Below are 19749 nucleotides of genomic sequence, written 5' to 3'. Positions count from 1 at the left end.
TGAGCACGGGCTCTCGATAGAGAAACAAAGTTTGCACAGGCGAAACACGCCGAGAGAATGTGCCGGTCGGGCCCGTCCTGCGAATGGCGCCCCCGAAAGGACTGCGCGTGATCTACCTCGTCTACCGGATGAAGCTCAGCGAGAAGTCGCGGCGTGACCAGAAGGCTTTCTGGGCGTGGCTGGAGGATCGGGAGAGCTGGTTCTACCAGGACCTGCCGATGGTGAAGGAAGTCCGGTGGTACTACAGCGTCGTCGGCGACGTCTACACGATCGAGAACTGGGCGGCGTTCGACGACGAAGCGGCCTGGGGCGCCTACCGGAGTGCGCTCGCCGGCCTCAAGCGGGACCACGGCTGGGAGTCGCAGCGCGTGTCCCAGGACGACTGGTGGGAGTTCCTCGACACCAGGATCGTGACCGACCCGCCGGTGCCCGTCGGTCTGAGCCGTGCCGGCTGACGGCGGTTCCCGGGCGGCCGCCGCCCCCGGCGACGCGGCTGCCTCGGCGAGCCAGACGGTCGCCGTCGTCGAACGCGCCGCCGACGTGCTGCTGCATTTCTGCGACGCACGCCGGGGCGACCTGGGGATCACCGAGATCGCGGACGCCATGGGATTGTCCAAGGCGGCCGTGCACCGGCTGCTCGGTTCGCTGCGCAGCCGAGGGCTCGTCGAGATCGACCCGGACACCCGCCGGTACGCTCTCGGCCCGGCCGCGGCCAGGGTCGGGCTCTCCTACCTGGCCCGCCTGGACGTCCGCGCCGTGGCGCTCCCGGAGTTGAAGGTGCTGTCCGAGGCCACGGGGGAGACCGCGACGCTGTCCGTGCGCTCCGGCGACAGCCGGCTCTACATCGACCAGGTCACCCCCGACCGCGAGGTCATCATGTCGGTCAGCCTCGGCGCCCCGTACCCCTTGAATGTCGGTGCCTCGTCCAAGGCGCTCCTGGCCTTCCTGCCGGAGGCCCGCGACGCCCGGGAACTCGCCCGGCTGGTGCGGAGCAGCCGGTCCGTGCACCCGCCGCGATCGCCCAGGACCGGCACGCCGTCGGCGGACACCGGGATGGACGACACACTCGCGAACGGTGCGTCGCTGCGGCGCCTGGCCAACGAACTCGCGGCGATCCGCGCCCGGGGCTGGTCCCGCTCGGCAGGCGAACGCCAGCCCGGAGCCGGCTCGGTGGCCGCCCCGGTTTTCGACCACCGGGCCGCTCCGGTCGCCGTCGTCAGCGTCTGCGGGCCTGCCGACCGCTTCGCGTCCGTGGTCGGCCAGTGCCTGGAGCAGCTACTCGACGCCACCGGCCGGCTCTCGCGGCGCCTCGGAGCGCCCGCCCACTGCATGCCCCCCACCCGCTGAGCGGGCACCGGGCCGTACGCCCGGTTCCCTTCCCCGGACGCCGGCACCGGGCGGCACCACCGCCTCGTCCCGACCGCTCGCCCGCGCAATCTGAGAGGAGTGGGCTGCCCCCTGCGGCAGCCGAGACCCATGGCACGCTACGACCTGATCATCAAGCACGGCACCGTCGTTCAACCGGGTGTGGGTGAAATCCGTGCGGACCTGGCGGTCCGCGACGGCGTCATCGCCGCGCTCGGAGCAGACCTCGCAGCCGCCGAGGCCGACGAGATCATCGATGCGACGGGGCGTGTGCTCATGCCCGGCGCGGTGGACGCCCATTACCACATGGGGATCTACCGGGATCTGGCTCTGGACGCCTACGAGGAGACACGGTCCTCGCTCGTCGGCGGCGCCACCACCGTGCTCTCGTACTTCCGCACCGGCGAGCACTACCTGAACCGGACCGGCCCCTACGCGGAGATCTTCCCCGAGGTGCTCAAGGCCGTGTCCGGGCGGGCCTTCACCGACTACGGCTTCCACCTCGCGCCGATGACCACGGACCAGATCGGCGAGATCCCGTCGCTGATCGCCGAGCACGGCGTGACGTCGTTCAAGTACTACATGTTCTACAAGGGCTTCAACCTCGCCTCGAGTTCGCGCGACACCAAGTCGTTCCGCATGGCCGAGGAAGGCCAGGAGTACGACCTGGGGCACCTGTTCGAGCTCATGGAAGGCGTGGCCGCCGCCGGCGCGACCGACCCGAACCGCCGGATCTCCCTGTCGCTGCACTGCGAACAATCCGAACTGATGCGGCTGTTCATCGAACGCGTCCGCAAAAACGGCGATCCCCAGACGCTGGAGGCCTACCACCAGGGCCGGCCGCCGCTGACCGAGCGCGTCGCAATCGGCGAGGCCACCACCCTTGCCCAGGCCGCCGCCTGCTCGATCAACCTGCTCCACCTGTCGAGCGCCGACGCCCTGGACGCGGCGCGCATAGCCCGGGGCACCCACCCCGGCCTCGACGTCCGCGCCGAGGTCACCCTGCACCACCTGTGCCTGGACCACGCCAGTCTGGACGCCGCGGGCGCCGGCCTGGGCGCCAAGGTGAACCCACCGCTGCGCACCCGCGACGACAACGAGGCGCTGTGGGCCGGCGTGCTGGACGGCACCGTCGACTGGATCGCCTCGGACCACGCCTGCTGCATGGAGGAGCACAAGGGCGACGAACTGTGGCCTGCGCTGCCGGGGTTCGGCGGTACGGCGCTGCTCTATCCGGTGCTGCTCTCCGAGGGCCACCACAAGCGCGGCCTGCCGCTCCGGAGGATCGCCGAACTGGTCTCCGCCAACCCGGCCAAGGCCTACGGCCTCACCGGCAAGGGCTCGCTCATGGTCGGTGCGGACGCGGACATCGTGATCGTCGACGTGGACAAGGAGCAGACCGTGACCACGGACCTGCTGCTCTCGGGACAGGACCACTGCCCCTTCGACGGAGTCGAATTGCGGGGCTGGCCTCAGACCACCATCGTGGGCGGCCGCATCGCCTACCGCGACGGCGAGGTCGTCGGCGAGCCCTCAGGGCGGTACGTCCGCCGCGGCTGAGAGCCGCCCGCCGGGCCGCCGCGACGGGCGGCCCGGCGGGCCCCGCCGCGGACGGCAGTCGGGACGCCCGTCACACGGGCATCCGGCGGAGATCGCCGGGCCGCCGACCCGTGACCTTGCCGAATGCGCGGTAGAACGCCGACACGTCCTGGTAGCCCACGAGCCGCGCCACCTCGGAGATGTTGACGGTCGACTCGGCCAGCAGCAACTCGGCCTGGGCCATGCGTACTTGCCGCAAGTACTGGCGCGGGCCGGTGCCGAGGGCGGCCAGAAAACGCCGCTCCACGGTCCGGGGCGTCATGTCCAGGTGCCGGGCGAGCTCGGTGACTGTGACCGGTTCGCCGATGTGCTCTTCGAGCCAGAACTGCGCGGCCACCACGACGGGATCGGCAGAGCGCTGGGACGGGACGGCCGGCCGCGCGCGAGCGGCTGCCGCCGATTCGTGCCGGGTCCCCGGTACGGCCGTCCGATGCTCCTCGGGCACGTCGAAGACGAACCGGTTCGCCACCCGGTCGGCCGACGCGCGGCCGTAGATCTGCTCGGACGTCTGAGCCAGCAGTTCCATGCTGGACACCAGGCCGTGGGCGGTGGTCACGCGTCCGGACCGGACAATCGGCCGGGTGGGCCGCAGCCGCACCTTCGGGAAGAGCCGGCGGAAGGCGACGACGTACGGCGGGAAGGTCGTGGCTTCGCCGCCGTCCAGGACCCCGGACGCAGCGAGCAGGCAGGCACCGGTCCCGCCTCCGGTGAGCAGGGCACCCTCACCGTCGCGATCACGCAGCCAGCGCAGCATCGGTCCCGCGGCGGCGATCGCGACGTCGACATCGCCGGTGAAGGCCGCGACGAAGACCAGGCTGCACGACGGCACCTCCGCGAGAGCGGCGTCCGCGGTGACCACGGTGCCGCCCTGACACTGCACCGGGCGGCCGTCCAAGCTCACCGTGAGCACCTGGTGACCGACGCCGCCCCGGCTGCCGCGCGCGGCGGCCCACAGCAGGTCGCGCGCGGTCACCACACTCGACGCCAGCGCCCTGGGCGGGGCCAGCACAACCGCAACCGTCAACGTCTTCTCCGTTCCGTGAAGCCGCCCTCGGAGCAGCCGACGGCGGACCTCCCGAGGGCACGGCACCCGGGGGCCGCGAGTCTGTCACCGGCCCGCCCCGGATGTCGCTCTCGGCAAACTACATGTCGTTTTCGGCCAATGCCACCGCCCATGAGCACACCTACGCTCGTGGCAATTCGGAACAGCGTTTCCAGACGCGGAAAGCCCGTGGCCCGCTCCGCCGCCGCGCCCCTGCCGGCCCCCGCACCCGCACCCGCACCCGCATCCGCATCCGCCCAGGAAGGCACCACGTTGCACCAGTCCGCTTCTCCCGCCCGGTTCACCGCCATGGTGAACCACGCGCCGCGCTCCGGCGGCCGCACGGGACCCGGGGAACTGCTCACCCGAGCGCGGGAAGCGGAGGCCGCTGGGTACGACGTGCTCTCGCTCGCCGACTGGTCGGCCGGCGAGGTCTTCGCCCCGCTCGCGCTGGTGGCCCAGGCCACGACCGAGGCGCAGCTGATGACCCGCATCGTGGCAGCGCCGACCCGCAGCCCGACGCTGCTCGCCTCGGGGGCGGCGTGGATCGACCGGATCAGCGGCGGCCGCTTCACCCTCGGCCTCGGTGCCGGGGTCGCCGAGCTCGTGCGCCGCGTCCACGCCCTTCCGTGGCAAGCCCCGCGCACCCGCATGGGGGACACCCTGGAGATCCTCCGCGCACTGTGGGGAGAACCCGTGGACGGCGCCGAAGCGGACGAACACGGCGCGGTCACCTACCGCGGCAAGGCAATCAGCGTCCAGGGCGCGCTGATCGACACCCTTCCCGAGCGGCGCATCCCCGTCGTCCTCGCCGCCGACGGACCGCGCATGCTGCGCCTGGCCGGCGCCCGCGCCGACGGAATCGTCCTCGAGATGACGACACCGGCGTTTCTGCACTGGGCGCTCGACCAGGCCCGCGCCGGTGCCGCCGCGGTCGGCCGGGACCTCGACGCGGACCGGCAGGCAGGCCGATTCGAGGTGTGCGTGCAGTCCCTGTGGCCGTCCGGCGACGACGAACGCCATCGCTCGTGGGTGACCAGCTACCACGTCGACCACTGCGTGTGGCCGGAATTCGCCGGCCACTGGACGGCCGCAGGCCTCGCCGATGCCGCCGCCGCGGTCCGGGAGGCGCACGCCGGCGGCGACCGCCGCGAGGCCGCCCGCCTCGCCGAGAAGCACCTGCTGCCCGACCTGGTGGTGGCCGGCGGCGAGGAGTCGAGCGCGGCCGACCTCACGTCCTGGGTCGCCGCCCGACGGCACGCCGGGGCTTCGCTGTTCGCGGTTCCCGACCGGCTCGACCGGTTCGCCCGCACCGACTTGGACCGACTGCGCGCCGCCGTGGGGACCGACGCGTGACACGCACCCGTCCCCTTCCCGCGCACCCGTCTCTACGCCGAGAGGCCTTCATGCACCATCCGGACCACCGACCCGTCGGCGGCGTCTTCGAGGCGACGCACGGCGTGACGGACCTCGAAAACGCCGCCGAGTACTGGCAGTTGTTCGGTTTCCGGCCGGGCCCGTACGGCGAAGCCGACGCGGACACCGCGCAGAGCCTGTACGGCGTCCCCAGCGCCGTGCGGTCGCTGCGCATGTACCACGGCTGCAGCGACCACGGTCTGATCCGACTCATGGAGTGGGCCGAACCCCTGGGGCCGGGGGCCGGAACGGCTCCGATCCGCACCCCCGGCGGCCGGTGGACGGTCCAGATGACCACGGCACTCCTTGAACTGCAGTCGCACGCCGAGCTTGCCGAGGAAGCCGGCGAAAGCGTGCGCGCGGTCTTCTCCGCCAAACAGGTGTTCGGCGGCGGGGTCGCCGACGGTCCCGGTGTACGGCCCTTCCATGCCCGTCTGCCGCTGATCCGCGAAGCCGTCCTCGCCCGGCCGGACAGCCGCCAGGTGCTCTTCGAACGCCACGGCTACACCGTCCCCCACTATGGAGCCCTGGTCGACGCCCGTTTCCCCGCCAGCCAGTTCACGCATGTGGGCCTCGTCCACCACGGGGATCCCGAACTGCTCCGCTTCTACGACGAAGGGCTCGGGCTGCTCCGGGTCACCGACGGCCACGTCTCCGGAGACGAGGACGCCGGCGGAAAGCAGATCTTCGAACGCGCCGACGGCGACACGATCGCCGTCTACGACTTCGACGACCCGCGGTCGGGCGCCGAGCCTGCGCGGGCGCGCAGCGGGCGGCTCAAGATCGCGGTCTTCGCGCCGGACACCGCCGTCCGCGACGGCGTCGAACCGGCGGACGCGCCGCGCCGCACGGCCACCGGCAACCTGGGCCCCGCCAGCTTCAGCTACCGCGTCGCCGATGTCGAAGGCATGGCGGCCCAGGCCGCCCGGGCCGGTGCGACCCGGGTCACCGCGGTACGCCCGAACGAATTCGGGGAGCCCGGCTGCTCGTTCGTCGCACCCGACGGGCACAGCTGGTTCCTCGTCGACGTGTCCGGACCAGCCTCCGGACGGCGCGGCGCCACGCGTCCGCCGGCCGCCCACGGCACCGGGGAGCGCCCATGATCCGCATGACGCTGCTGCGCTTGGCACAGGCCGTGCCCGTGCTCTTCGCGGTGTCCCTGATCGCCTTCGCGCTGTTGCGCACCGCTCCCGGTGACCCGGCCATCACTCTCGCCGGAGTCGGCGCGTCCCAGGAACAGGTCGACGCGATCAGGCACGAACTCCACCTCGACCGCTCCCTGCCCGAGCAGTACGTCCTCTGGCTTCAAGAGGCCTTGAGCGGCGACCTCGGCGACTCGTACACCACGCGCCAGCCGGTCACGGAGCTGCTCGCCGACCGATTTCCCGCAACGGTGCAACTTGCCCTCACCGCACTGGTTCTCGTGATCGTCATCGCCGTCCCGCTCGGGGTACTGGCTGCGTTGCGCCGCGGCGGGGCCGCCGACCACCTGGTGCGGATCCTCTCCCTGGGCGGACTCGCCGTTCCGAGCTTCGTCCTGGGCATGGGGTTCGTCCTGCTGTTCGGCTGGTACGTCACCGGCGTCTGGCCGTACCAGGGCTTCGTCGCCTACGGAACCGATCCCGTCGAAGCCTTCCGACACCTGCTTCTTCCGGCCCTTGCGCTGGCGTTTCCGCAGATCGGAGTCGTCGCCCGCACCACACGCAGTGGAATGCTCGACGTCCTTTCCCAGGAGTACATCACCGCCGCCCGCGCCTTCGGCGTACCCGAGCGACGCGTGGTCGCCGCCGACGCCCTGCGCAATGCTCTCTTGCCCGTGGTGACCCAACTCGGCGTCGTGACCGGCCTGCTGCTGGGCGGCTCGGTCATCGTCGAGAACGTCTTCGGCATCAACGGCATGGGCAGCCTCCTGGTCGCCTCCTTCGGCGAACGCAACTACTCGGTGACCGTCGGCGTGATGCTCGTGATCGCGCTGGTCTTCGTCCTGGTCAACCTCGCGGTCGACCTCTTGTACGGCGCCATCGACCCGCGCATCCGCGCCGGATACCGCAAGGGGGAAGCATGATCCCCGCCCAAAGCTCCCTTCCCTCCGGGCCCGCAGCCGGGCCGGAACGCGTCCTCGGCCGCCTTCGGGCGGCAGCCGCCCCCGTCGGCCGTGCCGCCCGCCTCATGACCAGGCGCCCCGCAGGGATCTGTGCGACGGTCCTCGTCGTCCTGCTGGCCGCAGTCGTCCTGGTCGGCCCGTGGCTCGCGCCGGACCCCAATGCCCAGACGGCCGCGCCGCTCACGGCACCGAGCGGCGACCACTGGATGGGCACCGACAACACCGGCCGCGACGTCCTCGCCCGATTCGTCGCCGGCGCCCGGATCTCCCTGCTGGTGGCGCTGGTCTGCACCGCCGCCGCAACCGTCGTCGGCACGCTGATCGGCATGGCGGCCGCGCTGCGCGCCGGCGGCCGGTTCGACATCCTCACCATGCGGCTCACCGACGTCGTGATGGCCTTCCCTTTGCTGGTCCTGGTCCCCGTCCTGTCGGGGGTGTTCACCCAGAAGGGCATCGCCGTCGGCCCGGTCGAACTCGACAACGTCGCGATCATGGCCATCGCCATCGGCATCGCGCTCACCCCGGTCTTCGTCCGCCTCGCCCGAGCGTCAGCACTCGCCGAAGTGCGCAAGGACTACATGACCGCCGCCCGCTGCCTGGGCGCCCGCCGCCGCGACCTGGTCTTCGGCAACCTGCTGCCCAATATCGCCACACCCATCGTCGTCCAGGCTGCCTTCTCGGTTGCCGTCGCGATCATCGTCGAGGCGTCGGTGTCCTTCCTGGGGCTCGGCATCCAGCCTCCGGACGCCAGCTGGGGGACGCTGCTCACCGATGCCCGCAGCCAACTGCTGCTCGGCGCCTGGTGGCTCATTCTCTTCCCCACGCTCGGTATCGCGGCCGCGGTCCTGGCCCTGACCCTGCTCGGCGACGAGCTGCGCGACCTGCTGGACCCGCGCATGCGCCGCACCTTCCACGGCAAGCCGCGCCGCCGCGCGCCGCAGCCCGAAGCCGCCACAGAACCGGCCGGACGGAGTGCGGACGGCGAACTCGAGGAGGAGATCCGGTGATCCAAGCCCCCACCAAGACGACCGACCTGCTCGCCGTCACCGGACTCGGCGTGGCGTACGGCGATCCGGCCGCGCCGGTCCGCGCCGTCGTCGACGTGGACCTGACGGTAGGACGCGGTGAATCGGTCGGCATCGTCGGCGAATCCGGATCCGGCAAGAGCACCCTGCTGCGTGCGCTGCTCGGCCTGCACGGATCCGGAGCCGCGGTCAGCGGCGGCATCGCCGTCGACGGCGTCCAGCTGGCCCACGACCCCGCCGCCATGCGCAGAGTGCGCGGCGGCACGGTGTCGATGGTCTTCCAGGACCCCGTCAACGCGTTCAACCCGGCATACACCCTGGGCAGCCAGCTCGGCCGCCTGGTGGCTCTGCACCGCCCGGAACTCGGGCGCGAGCAGCGCCGGGCACACGTCGCGGCGATGCTCGACCGCGTCGGGATCCCCGCGCACCGCACGCGCAGCCATCCCTTCGAATTCAGCCAGGGACAGCTGCAACGCTGCATGATCGCAGCCGCGTTCCTCGCCGGCCGCCCGGCCCTGGTGCTCGCCGACGAACCCACCACCAGCCTGGACGTCACGGTCGAAGCGCAGATCGTGGAGCTCATCCGCGACCTGCGTGCCGAGCTGGGCATGAGCATGGTCCTGGTCACCCACAACCTCGGACTCGTGGCCGACCTCTGCGACCGCGTCCACGTGATGTATGCCGGACGCTTCGTCGAGCACACGACCATCCGCGGACTGTTCGACAGCCCGGCCCACCCGTACACACGGGCGCTGCTCAAATCGGCTCCGGACCTCGACCGGGTCCGCGAGTCGCGCGGCAGCCGCCTCCCCACCATGCGCGGCGGGGTCCCCGACCTCGCCGCCCCGCCGCCGGGCTGCCCGTTCGCACCGCGCTGCGACGAGCACCTCGGCGAGGTCTGCGACCGCGACCTGCCCGAGCTGCTGCCGGTGCCGCTTATGCCCGCTGCCCGGACAGCGCACGGCACGGCCCCGGCCGGGCAGGCGTCGGACACGCTGCCGCGACCCGGCGACGTACGTGCACGGTGCCACCGGCACGCAGCAAGCGCCCTCAGCGGCGGCACTGCCGTAGAAGGAGTCAAGGCATGAACGCGCCCGACGCCGCCGAACCCGTCATCGCTGCGGACAACCTGTCGGTCCGCTTCCCCGTGCACACCGGCCTCCGCGAACGCCTGCGGACCGGTCGGCGCCAGTTGCACGCCGTCGACGGTGTGTCCCTTGCCGTCCGCGCATCGGAAACTGTGGCCCTGATCGGCGAGTCCGGATCCGGCAAATCCACCTTCGGCAAGGCTCTGCTCCACTTGGAGACGGCGCACGCCGGAGCCATCCGCTTCCACGGCGACGACGTCACCGCCGCCACGGGCGACCGGCTCCGCGAACTCCGCCGACGGCGGCAACTCGTCTTCCAGAACCCGTATGCGGCCATCAACCGCCGTCGGCTCATCCGGGACGTCATCGCCGAGCCGCTGCGCTACCACCAGCTCGGCCGGGCGGACGACCGGCGCGCCCGGGTGCACGACCTCGCCGGCCTGGTCGGCCTGTCCCCGGAGCACCTGGACCGGTATCCGCACGAGCTGTCCGGAGGCCAGCTCCAACGCGTGGTGATCGCCCGGGCCCTGGCCCTGGAACCCGAGTTCCTCGTCGCCGACGAGCCGACGGCGAGCCTGGACGTCAGCGTCGGTGCGCAGATCGTCAACCTGTTCGCCGACATGCGCGACCGGTTCGGACTCGCGCTGCTCTACATCAGCCACGACCTGCCCACGGTGGCGCACCTGGCCGACCGCATCGCGGTGATGTACCTCGGCCGCATCGTGGAGTCGGCACCGGCGGCGGAACTGGTCGAGAACCCGCGGCACCCGTACACCCAGGTCCTGCTCGCGTCGGTCCCGCGGCGCGACCCCGGGCACCGGCGCACGGCGCCGGCCCGCGGAGAAGTCCCCGATGCCGCCGACCGGCCCAGCGGCTGCCACTTCCGCACCCGCTGCCCGCTCGCCATGCCGGTCTGCGCCGAACAGGTCCCGGCCGCGCAAGTCCACGGCGAGCACATGGTGGCCTGCCACGCCGCCACCTGACCGCTCCCACCACTTCCACCCCTCGGCGGGTGCCCGCCGGCCCGCTCAGGTGCCCCGCGTCGATCCAGCCTGCCCCGACCCCGGAAAAGAGACCGATGATGACCAGACGTATGCCCCGATTCGCCGTGCTCGCCGTCGCCGGCGCACTGTCCGCGGTACTCGCGCTCAGCGGATGCGGGGGTGACAGCAGCGGCGGCGCAGCCGCGCCCGGGACCCTCCGCGTCGACTCCGCTTCCGAGCCGCAGGACCTCGACCCTCTGGCCTACAACACCTCCACGCAACTGCGCCTGACCTACGCGCTCTACGACACGCTGCTGGAGAACCGCGGCGGCGGCCAGGTAGGGCCGCAACTTGCCGACCTGCCTGTCGTGTCGGCCGACGGGCGCACCTACACCTTCAAGCTGCGCGCCGGCGTGAAGTTCCATCAGGGGCAGGACCTCACGTCGGCAGACGTGAAGTTCACGTACGAGACCATCATGAACCCCAAGGACCCCAAGGCCGGGTCCATCTGGCGCTCCACCCTGGCCGCGGTGGCCGGCGTGGCGGCGCCGGATCCTCTCACCGTGGTCTTCACGTTGAAGACGCCCTATGAGCCGATGGCCGCGAACTTTGCGATCATCCCTATCCTCAGCGCATCGACCCCCTACGAGCCGCGTGCCACTTACGCCACGACCGAGAACGGCTCGGGGCCGTTCCGCCTCGCCAAGTGGGACCGGGGCCGGCAGATCAGCCTGACGCGCAACGACGCGTACTTCCAGGGCGCCCCCAAGCTCGACCAGGTCGTCATCGCCACGGTGAAGGACGAGACCACACGCATCACCAACCTGGTCAACGGCACCACGCAGATCTCCGCCGACCTGCCGCCCGCACAGGTGCCCCAGGTCAAGGGCAAGAACGGCATCGTGGTCGGCGAACCGCCGAGCAGCGCCATCCAGATGTTCATCTACCCCGACCTCAAGGACGGGGCGACCGCTGACGTGCACTTCCGCAAGGCCATGGCGCTCGCGCTGAACCGCCAGAAGATCGTCGACGACGTCTTCCGCGGAACCGCCGTGCCCGTCAACACCGGCCTGCCTCAGGGGGCTCCCGCTTTCGACGCTGCGGTCGGACAGAAGTACGGCGGCGCACCCCGCATCGACGAAGCGAAGGCCGAACTGGCGCAGTCCTCCTACAAGGGCGAAGAACTCGCCCTTGCACTGTCCCCCGAGTCCTACACCAAGGACGCGGCCACCATCATCCAGCAGAGCCTGCAGGCCGTCGGGATCAAGGTCCGGCTCGAAGTACAGGAAGAGAACGTCTACTTCGGCAAGCTCCTCACCAACAACTTCGGGGACCTGCTACTGACGACGCTGCCGACGGGCAACAACCCCAACCACTCCGGTTACGGCATCTACGCCGATAAGTCCACGACGAATTTCAACAAGGTCGCGGACCCGAAAATGCAGCAACTCCTCGACGCAGCTGTGGGGACCACCGACCCGGCCGCGGCCAAGGCCGGCTGGTCCGCGGTGCAGCAGTACGACACCGAAACCGCCTATGTCGTTCCTGTTGTCACCCGCCACTACCTCGAGGCGGTCAGCGGCCAGGTCAAGGGCCACACCACCGCCGCGAACGGCAGCCTGGGCAACCTGCTGCAGGTGACTGTGAGCTGACGAACCTTGTAGCCCGAGCGGACAGGGCAGGCGGCAACGGTCGCCTGCCTTGTCCGCATCCGCCCGTCAGCGCTTGGTCCGCCAACGTCCGCCACGTGTGCGCGGCGGTGTCCTGGCACATCCACCAGCGATATCCGCACGCCCGGCACCACCTGCCCGGTGGCGACCAAAGGCCGACAGGCACGAGAAGTGCCGCTGGAGGCCGAGGATCCGTCGACGACAGGCGGCGGGCCGCCTGCGCCGGTAGCGCAGGCGGCCCGCGATGGCCCATATCGATCAGGAGCCGTTGTCGCACCACTGCTTCCACGTCAGGCCCTTGGGGGCCAGCTCCTGGGCGTAGAAGGCGGTCCAGGTGGTGTCGTTCGGTGCCGGGTTCACGGTGTCAGGGGAGCGCTGGTAGATCGGGTATTCGGCGCGCACGGTCTCCTTGATCCACGGGTCCAGCTTCTCGAACGAGTCGAGCGTCCAACTCCGGGCGTGGTACACGAGGTTGCCCGGGCTGTCCTTCTCCGGAATGCACATGGCGGGGATGTAAGGGCCGTTGCGGGTCCACGAGTTCACGACCTCCATGGCCCCCTTGGGCACGTGGTTGCGGTCGTCGTGGCGGCGGGCCTCGTCGCGGTCGACGATGAAGTCGAACATCTCCCACGAGGCGTACAAGTTGTTCGTCAGGCCGAACGTCTCGGGGATCTGGTAGCGCTGCTGGAGGCTGTACAGCGGAGGCGCGTCTGTGGTCCACACGAGTTGGTCGTGGATCTGTTTCGGGGCCGTGGCGTTCGTCAGCGGGACCTCGGTGCCGCCGAAGACGGAGAAGAGCTTGCCGTCCTTGATGCGGTAGTGCCCGTTGACGTGCTCGTTGTCCACCGGAGGCAGCGGGCGCGTCTTGCCGTCGAGCGGGTTGGTCCACTCCGTGAGCCGTTGGCCCGTCGCGGGGTCCGTGTAGAAGACGATCTCCCGGGACAACTGGTAGATGTCATTGGTGCCGGGCTTGCGGTAGAGCTGGCGGATGTTGAAGCCCTCGAATCCGAAGAGCACCTTCCCGTGGGGAAGCGCCGGTCCGTACGCGTTGCCGCGGACCTGGCTCAGTACGGAACCGCTGATCCGGTAGACCATGTCCTGGCCGTCAGCACGGCCGAGGGTTTGAAGGAAGAGCCGCGCATTGGGGTCCTGGAGCGTTTTGAACAGGGTGCCCGGGTCGGTCGGGTCTTGCGGGGCGCCGGCCTGTGCCGAGCCCTGCACTGTGGCCGCCACTGCAAAGGCCGATAGTGCGGCCACTCGGGCAATGCGGCTCCGAAGAGCGCGTCGACGCGCCATTGAGGACGTCCTTCCGCTGAGGTGCGTGGGGAGTTCGTTGATACGGCCTGAGCCGGTTGCGGAAGATTCACGTGCCTGTTCCTCAGGTGTCAACGACTTTCCGCTGTGCGGAACATGCCGTACGCGACTGCCATGCAGGATCCGTCATGCCGCAGGGATTCGCACCGCAGGACTTCGGCCATACGGCTTGCCGGGGGCGGTGGCCGGGGTGCGGCGAACCTGTCGCGAACGGCCAATGGCGGCGCGGTGCGCCGCACTGCTGCCTTCGTGGCCGGCTGCGCGGCGCGCGGGCGCATCCCGCAGCGCCGCGCAGCCTTGCGCACTCCGTAGCATGCAGGCCGGAGGTGGTCGACCATGGTCCGTGCCGCGGATCACGCATACGAGGTGCTGCGCGCCGGAATCCTGGACGGGAGCTTCGGCCCGGGGGAGCGGTTGGGCGAGTCCGAACTCGCGGACGCCACCGGCACGAGCCGCACCCCGGTGCGGGAGGCTCTGCGCCGCCTCGAAGCCGAAGGCCTCGTCGAGGTCGCCCCGCACCGCGGCGCCAGGGTGACGAACTGGACGCGTGCGGACGTGGCGGAGATCTACGATCTGCGGCTGATCCTGGAGTCCTTCGCCGCCGAACGCGCCGCGACGAGGGTCACGGACGCCGACGTCACCCGGCTGCGCGAACTGTCCGCGGCCATGGAAGCCGCTGCGGCCCCCGGCGAGGACCGCGACCTGGAACTCCTGGCCCGTCTCAACACCGAGTTCCACATGCTGATCCGTACGGCCGCCGACAGTCCCCGCCTGCTCACCATGCTGGGCGCGGTCGTGCAGATGCCGCTCGTCCTGACCACCTTCCACCGGTACGCCGAATCCGAGCTCGCCCGCAGCGCGGCACACCACCGCGACCTGGTGGACGCCTTGGAGGCCCGTGACGCGCGGTGGGCGCAATCGGCCATGCGGGCGCACGTCGCGGCGGCCAAGTCGTCGCTTCTGCGATCTCTTCCGCCTACGCCGGACGACGTCTGACCGCGGAAGCAGCCGAGCCGGTCAGCCCGTCGCCGGGAACACGCCCGCCCTGCCCAGCTGCGCAGGGACCGCCTTGCCCAGGCGACCGGCCAGCCAGTCCGCCGCGGCGATCACCGAGGCGAGGTCGAGGCCGGTCGGCACGCCCATCCGGTCGAGGGCGTACAGCAGGTCCTCGGTGGCGATGTTGCCGGTCGCGGCGGGGGCGAAAGGACATCCGCCGATGCCGCCGATGCTTGCGTCCAGAGTGTCGACGCCGAGGGCAACAGCCGTGAGGGCATTGGCATAGCCGGTGTTCCGTGTGTTGTGGAAATGGCAGCGGCGCCGGACGCCCGGGGCGGCCTCGGCGAGGCCGTCGAGGAGGACGCGGACCCGGTCCGGTGTGCCCACGCCGATCGTGTCGGCCAGGGCGATCTCGTACGGCCCCGCCTCGGCCGCGCGGCGCGCGATGTCCAGCACGCGCTCGGCGGCGACTTCGCCCTCGAACGGGCAGCCGAACGCAGCCGCGATCGTCACCGTGGTGCGCGCCCCTGCCGCTCGGGCGTCGCCGGCGATCTGCGCCCACGCCGCCAACATGTCGTCGACGCCGCGGTTCTGGTTGCGCCGGCTGAACGTCTCGGTGGCCACCACGACGACGTTCACTTCGTCCACCCCGGCCGCGAGGGCCCGGTCAAGGCCGCGAGGGTTGAGCACCAGTCCGCTGTAGGAGACCCCCTCCTGCCGGGGGACTTCGGCCATGACCTCCGCGGCGTCCGCCATCTGCGGGACCAGCTTGGGGTTGACGAAGCTCACCGCCTCGACCCGCCGCGCACCCGCGGCGACTGCCCGCGCGATCAGCTCGACCTTGTCCGCGACCGCCAGGACCACCGGCTCGTTCTGCAGCCCGTCGCGCGGTCCCACTTCGAGGATCTCCATCCGGCCCTCCAGATCGTATGCAATATGAGGCATCTTCACGTGCTCCTATGAGAATTTCCCTGCCAAAGTCTTGTGTCAAGGCAAGCGGCGAGCCTAAGTTGCATACAACTCGGCAAGGGGGTGCCGGATGGACCGTGCCGCGGACCGCGTGTACGAAGCCCTTCGCGCCGGCATCCTCGACGGCTCCCGCCGCGGCGGATCCCGGCTCACGGAGACCGGTCTCGCCGAGGAGCTGAACGCCTCCCGGACACCTGTCCGGGAGGCGCTGCGGCGCCTGGCCGCCGAAGGCCTCGTGGATACCGCGCCCCACAAGGGCGCCCGCGTCACCGACTGGACTCCGCACGATCTGGAGGAGCTCTATGACCTGCGGAGCGAACTGGAAGCCCACGCCGCCGAGCGCGCCGCCACCCGCGTCGGCGAGGAGGACCTGGTCCGCCTCGCCGGACTGGCGGACCAGCTCGAACAGCAGGCGCGCCGGGCGCAGCCCGACCTGGAGGCGGTGGCCCGGATCAACGCCGACTTCCACGACTGCATTCAGGCGGCGGCAAGCAGCCGGCGCCTGGCCGCTGTCCTGCGCTCCGTGGTCCGCGTACCGCTGGTCCTGAGCACCTACCACCGCTACAGCCCCGAGGACTTGCGGCGCAGCTGCGCGCATCACCGCGAACTCGTCCAGGCCTTCCGGGCGAAGGACGGGCGCTGGGCCCGTGCGGTGATGACCGCACACATCGCCGCGGCGAAAGACGTACTTATGCGGACCCGCGAACACCCGGCCGGACAGCCGGCAGAACACCCGCCGACCCACTTCGTTCCTGACTCGATCCCGGAGCCCCGATGAACACCACTGACCCGTCCCCGCGCAGTGCGGAGGAACCGAGCGGTCCCCTTGCCGGGCTGCGCGTGGTCGAAATGGGCCAGCTTCTCGCCGGCCCGTTCTGCGGACAACTGCTCGGCGACTTCGGCGCCGACGTGATCAAGCTCGAACCGCCGGGGACCGGCGACCCGATGCGGCAGTGGGGCCGCGAACGCCCCTATGGCAAGTCGCTGTGGTGGCCGGTCGTCGCGCGCAACAAGATGTCGGTGACCTGCAACCTGCGGGACCCGGAAGGCCAGCGGCTGGCCCGGCAGATCATCGACGGCGCCGACATCCTCGTCGAGAACTTCAGGCCCGGCACCCTGGAACGCTGGGGACTGGACCCGGCGGACCTCGCCCGCACCAATCCCGGACTGATCGTGGTCCGGGTCACCGGCTTCGGCCAGACCGGACCCTACGCGCCCCAGGCGGGCTACGGGTCCATCGGCGAGGCCATGGGCGGCCTGCGGCGCATCACCGGCGACCCCGACAAGAACCCCTCGCGCACCGGCATTTCGATCGGCGACGCGCTTGCCGCGGTCTTCGCCGCCATCGGCGCCCTGTCCGCCCTCCACCACCGCGAACGGACGGGCCAGGGACAGGTCGTCGACTCGGCCATCTACGAAGCCGTCCTGGGCATGATGGAGTCGCTGCTGCCCGAATGGGCGATCGGCGGATACCAGCGCGAACGCACCGGACCGGTCCTGCCGAACGTCTCGCCGAGCAACGTGTACCCGGCCAAGGGCGGCGACATGATCCTGATCGCCGCCAACCAAGACACCGTCTTCACCCGGCTCGCCGCGGCCATGAACCGCCCCGACCTGGCGGCCGACGACCGGTACGCCGGCCATGCCGCGCGCGGCGCGAACATGGAGGACCTGGACGGCATCATCGCCGAGTGGACCGCGCAGCACGCCGCAGAGGACCTGCTGACGACACTGAACGAGGCAGGAGTCCCGGCGGGACGCATCTACACCGCCAAGGACATGTTCGCCGACCCGCACTTCGCGGCCCGCGAGGCGATCGTCAAGCTCATGCACCCGGAACTCGGCGAGTTCCCCCTGCACAACGTCTTCCCGAAGCTCAGCGCCACACCCGGCCGCGTCCGGCACCTCGGGCCGGAACTGGGGCAGCACAACGACCACGTGTACCGAGACCTGCTCGGCCTCACGGCGGCCCAGCTCGACGACCTGGCCGCCCGCGGCGTCGTCTGACACCCCACACGATCCGCCCGTGCGGCCGCCCGACCGTCCCGGGCGCCGCCCCACCCCCGGAGAACCCCATGGGATACCGCCTCGGCGTCGACGTCGGAGGCACGTTCACCGACGTGCTCCTCGTCGACCAGGCCACCGGCGCCACCTTCCGCGCGAAGACACCGACCACGCCTCGCGATCAGTCCGAGGGCGTCCTGGCAGGCATCCGCAAGGCGTGCGGCGAGGCCGGGATCCCCCTCGCCGAGGTCGACCAGGTCCTGCACGGCACGACCGTCGCCACCAACGCGATCCTCGAGGGCCGCGGCGCGCGGGTCGGACTCGTCACCACGGCGGGCTTCCGGCAGATCCTGCAAATCGCCCGCTCCTACGTGCCCGGAGGCCTGGCGGGCTGGATCGTCTGGCCCAAACCCGAGCCCCTGGCGGCCTTGGAGCACACCGTGGAGGTCGCCGGGCGCATAGCCGCGGACGGCCGGGAAGTCGAACCCCTCGACGTCGACTCGGCGCGCCGGGCACTGCGGCGGCTGGCCGCGTCCGGCATCGAAGCCCTGACCATCGCGCTGGTCAACTCGTACGCCGACGACTCTCACGAGAAGGCCCTGGCCGCGTTGGCCGCCGACGAGATCCCCGGGGTACCCGTCTCGCTGTCGAGCCAGGTCCTCCCGGAGATGCGCGAGTACGAACGCACGATCACCACCGTCGCCAACAGCTACGTACAGCCCGAAGTCGCCCGCTACGTCCGCAACCTCGACGCGGCCCTGCGGGACAGCGGGATCGAGGCGCCGCTGTCGATCCTGCGCAGCGACGGCGGCCTGACCTCCGCCGACAAGGCAGCCCAGGATCCCGTGGCGCTCCTGTTGTCCGGACCGGCAGGCGGTGTCACCGGCGCCGTGTGGTTCGCCGAACAGGCGGGCTACCGAGACCTGCTCACCTTCGACATGGGCGGAACGTCCACCGACGTCGCCCTGGTCCTCGACGGCACGCCGCGGATCGGCCGCGACACAACGGTGGGCGACCTCAACGTCCGCGCGTCCAGCGTGGACGTGCGCACCGTCGGCGCAGGCGGCGGTTCCATCGCCCACGTCCCCGAACTCACCAAGGCCCTGCGCGTCGGCCCGCAATCGGCCGGAGCCAGCCCCGGTCCGGCAGCCTACGGGCACGGCGGGACCGCGCCGACCGTCACGGACGCCAACGTGGTCCTCGGCTACCTGCCGGACGAACTCGCCGGCGGCGAGATCACCCTCGACCGGAAGGCCGCCCGCCGCGCGGTGGCCGAGGTCGCCGACGCGATGGGGCTGGAATCCGTCGAGGCCGCCGCCGCGGGCATCGTCGACATTGTCAACGAGAACATGTTCGGCGCGCTGCGCCTGGTCAGCGTCCAACAGGGCTACGACCCGCGCGACTTCGCCCTGGTCGCCTTCGGCGGCGCGGGCCCGCTGCACGCCAACGCGCTCGGCAAGCTGACCGGTGCCTGGCCGGTCATCGTGCCGCCGTCTCCGGGAGTCCTCTGCGCCTACGGCGACGCGACCACCAGCCCCCGTAGCGAGGCGGCCCGCACCGTGGTGCGGCGATTCTCCATGCTGGATTCCGACGACCTGCGCGCCCTGCTCGCCGAACTCGCCGATGCGGCCGGCACCCGGCTGGCCGCGGACGGCGTGCCGCGCGCCCTCCAGCACACCGTCCACGAGATCGACGTGCGCTACCACGGCCAAGGGTTCGAAATCCCGGTCACTCTCACGGACGCCATGCTCAAGGCGGACGACCTCCTGGCCGCAGTCGGCGAGGCCTTCGACGTCGAGCACGAGCGGCTGTTCTCCTTCCTCCTGCGCAACGAAAAGGAGATCATCAACCTGCGGGTGGCCGTCACCGGCCCGCGTCCGAACATCGCCGGACGCGCGCTGGCGGCCGGCGGCACCGACCCCGGCGGCGCCTTCGTCCGCGAGACCGAAGTGTGGGCGGACGGCGCGTACACCCGTGCGGCCGTCTACGACCGGGACAAGCTCCAGGCCGGCAACGTGGTCCCGGGGCCGGCCATCGTCACCGAGATGGACTCCACCACGCTCGTCCTCCCCGGGCACACCGCCACGGTCGACGCCGGAGGCTGCCTGCTGATCCGCCCCGCCGCGGCGCCCGCCGGCTTCGACCCCACCGACACCGCCGACGCCAGGGAGTAG

General features: G+C 71.1%; 17 protein-coding genes. 14 read left to right on the top strand and 3 right to left on the bottom strand.

Features of this window, described 5'->3' with window-relative positions; genetic code table 11:
* Positions 1-107: 107 nt before the first annotated feature.
* From LZ495_RS30460 to LZ495_RS30450, 3 genes are all read left to right on the top strand, one after another.
* Complete coding sequence (locus tag LZ495_RS30460; RefSeq protein WP_235056160.1) at positions 108-455, top strand: hypothetical protein; 348 nt, start codon at positions 108-110, stop codon at positions 453-455.
* Positions 445-1347 carry an IclR family transcriptional regulator gene (locus LZ495_RS45030; protein ID WP_235056159.1) on the top strand — a complete coding sequence of 301 codons (903 nt, stop codon included), beginning with the start codon at positions 445-447 and terminating at the stop codon, positions 1345-1347. The genes LZ495_RS30460 and LZ495_RS45030 overlap by 11 nt, the downstream gene beginning before the upstream one ends.
* 129 nt (positions 1348-1476) lie before the next feature.
* Entirely contained in the window at positions 1477-2925 is a 1449-nt protein-coding gene (locus tag LZ495_RS30450; protein ID WP_235056158.1) for a dihydroorotase, read from the top strand.
* 70 nt (positions 2926-2995) lie between these two features.
* On the opposite strand, the gene LZ495_RS30445 is transcribed toward LZ495_RS30450, so the two are convergent.
* A complete protein-coding gene (locus tag LZ495_RS30445; RefSeq protein WP_235056157.1) occupies positions 2996-3988 on the bottom strand; it encodes a GlxA family transcriptional regulator in 993 nt (330 codons plus the stop codon).
* A gap of 207 nt (positions 3989-4195) precedes the next feature.
* On the opposite strand from LZ495_RS30445, the gene LZ495_RS30440 reads away from it, so the two are divergent.
* The 7 genes from LZ495_RS30440 to LZ495_RS30410 all read left to right on the top strand — a co-directional run bounded on the left by LZ495_RS30440 (position 4196) and on the right by LZ495_RS30410 (position 12274).
* A complete protein-coding gene (locus LZ495_RS30440) occupies positions 4196-5362 on the top strand; it encodes an LLM class flavin-dependent oxidoreductase (RefSeq protein ID WP_235056156.1) in 1167 nt (388 codons plus the stop codon).
* A 50-nt stretch (positions 5363-5412) separates the two neighbouring features.
* Complete coding sequence (locus tag LZ495_RS30435; RefSeq protein ID WP_235056155.1) at positions 5413-6525, top strand: hypothetical protein; 1113 nt, start codon at positions 5413-5415, stop codon at positions 6523-6525.
* The gene (locus LZ495_RS30430) at positions 6522-7487 is read left to right on the top strand and encodes an ABC transporter permease (protein WP_235056154.1); all 966 of its coding nucleotides are present in this window, start codon (positions 6522-6524) and stop codon (positions 7485-7487) included. The genes LZ495_RS30435 and LZ495_RS30430 overlap by 4 nt, the downstream gene beginning before the upstream one ends.
* A gap of 104 nt (positions 7488-7591) precedes the next feature.
* Complete coding sequence (locus tag LZ495_RS30425) at positions 7592-8533, top strand: ABC transporter permease (protein WP_235056153.1); 942 nt, start codon at positions 7592-7594, stop codon at positions 8531-8533.
* Positions 8530-9639: an ABC transporter ATP-binding protein gene (locus LZ495_RS30420; protein WP_235056152.1), complete on the top strand. Its 1110-nt coding sequence runs from the start codon at positions 8530-8532 to the stop codon at positions 9637-9639. The genes LZ495_RS30425 and LZ495_RS30420 overlap by 4 nt, the downstream gene beginning before the upstream one ends.
* Entirely contained in the window at positions 9636-10622 is a 987-nt protein-coding gene (locus tag LZ495_RS30415; protein ID WP_235056151.1) for an ABC transporter ATP-binding protein, read from the top strand. Before LZ495_RS30420 ends, LZ495_RS30415 begins: the two co-directional genes overlap by 4 nt.
* Positions 10623-10732: 110 nt before the next feature.
* Positions 10733-12274, top strand: a complete 1542-nt coding sequence (locus LZ495_RS30410) for an ABC transporter substrate-binding protein (RefSeq protein WP_235056150.1) — start codon at positions 10733-10735, stop codon at positions 12272-12274.
* A 276-nt stretch (positions 12275-12550) separates the two neighbouring features.
* On the opposite strand, the gene LZ495_RS30405 is transcribed toward LZ495_RS30410, so the two are convergent.
* A complete protein-coding gene (locus LZ495_RS30405) occupies positions 12551-13525 on the bottom strand; it encodes a DUF1838 family protein (protein WP_235056149.1) in 975 nt (324 codons plus the stop codon).
* Positions 13526-13942: 417 nt separating this feature from the next.
* On the opposite strand from LZ495_RS30405, the gene LZ495_RS30400 reads away from it, so the two are divergent.
* On the top strand, positions 13943-14602 hold the full coding sequence (locus LZ495_RS30400) for a GntR family transcriptional regulator (protein WP_235056148.1): 660 nt from the start codon (positions 13943-13945) through the stop codon (positions 14600-14602).
* A gap of 21 nt (positions 14603-14623) precedes the next feature.
* On the opposite strand, the gene LZ495_RS30395 is transcribed toward LZ495_RS30400, so the two are convergent.
* Complete coding sequence (locus LZ495_RS30395) at positions 14624-15547, bottom strand: hydroxymethylglutaryl-CoA lyase (RefSeq protein WP_235056147.1); 924 nt, start codon at positions 15545-15547, stop codon at positions 14624-14626.
* 94 nt (positions 15548-15641) lie between these two features.
* Between LZ495_RS30395 and LZ495_RS30390 the strand changes: the two genes are divergently transcribed.
* The 3 genes from LZ495_RS30390 to LZ495_RS30380 all read left to right on the top strand — a co-directional run bounded on the left by LZ495_RS30390 (position 15642) and on the right by LZ495_RS30380 (position 19749).
* Positions 15642-16349 carry a GntR family transcriptional regulator gene (locus LZ495_RS30390; RefSeq protein WP_235056146.1) on the top strand — a complete coding sequence of 236 codons (708 nt, stop codon included), beginning with the start codon at positions 15642-15644 and terminating at the stop codon, positions 16347-16349.
* Positions 16346-17578, top strand: coding sequence for a CaiB/BaiF CoA transferase family protein (locus tag LZ495_RS30385; RefSeq protein WP_235056145.1), 1233 nt, complete (start codon positions 16346-16348; stop codon positions 17576-17578). The genes LZ495_RS30390 and LZ495_RS30385 overlap by 4 nt, the downstream gene beginning before the upstream one ends.
* A gap of 68 nt (positions 17579-17646) precedes the next feature.
* The gene (locus LZ495_RS30380; RefSeq protein WP_235056144.1) at positions 17647-19749 is read left to right on the top strand and encodes a hydantoinase/oxoprolinase family protein; all 2103 of its coding nucleotides are present in this window, start codon (positions 17647-17649) and stop codon (positions 19747-19749) included.

This window comes from Yinghuangia soli, assembly GCF_021502675.1.
Lineage (GTDB): Bacteria > Actinomycetota > Actinomycetes > Streptomycetales > Streptomycetaceae > Yinghuangia > Yinghuangia soli.
Note: the sequence above shows the minus strand (reverse complement) of the source record. Positions and strands in the feature narration are given on the sequence as shown.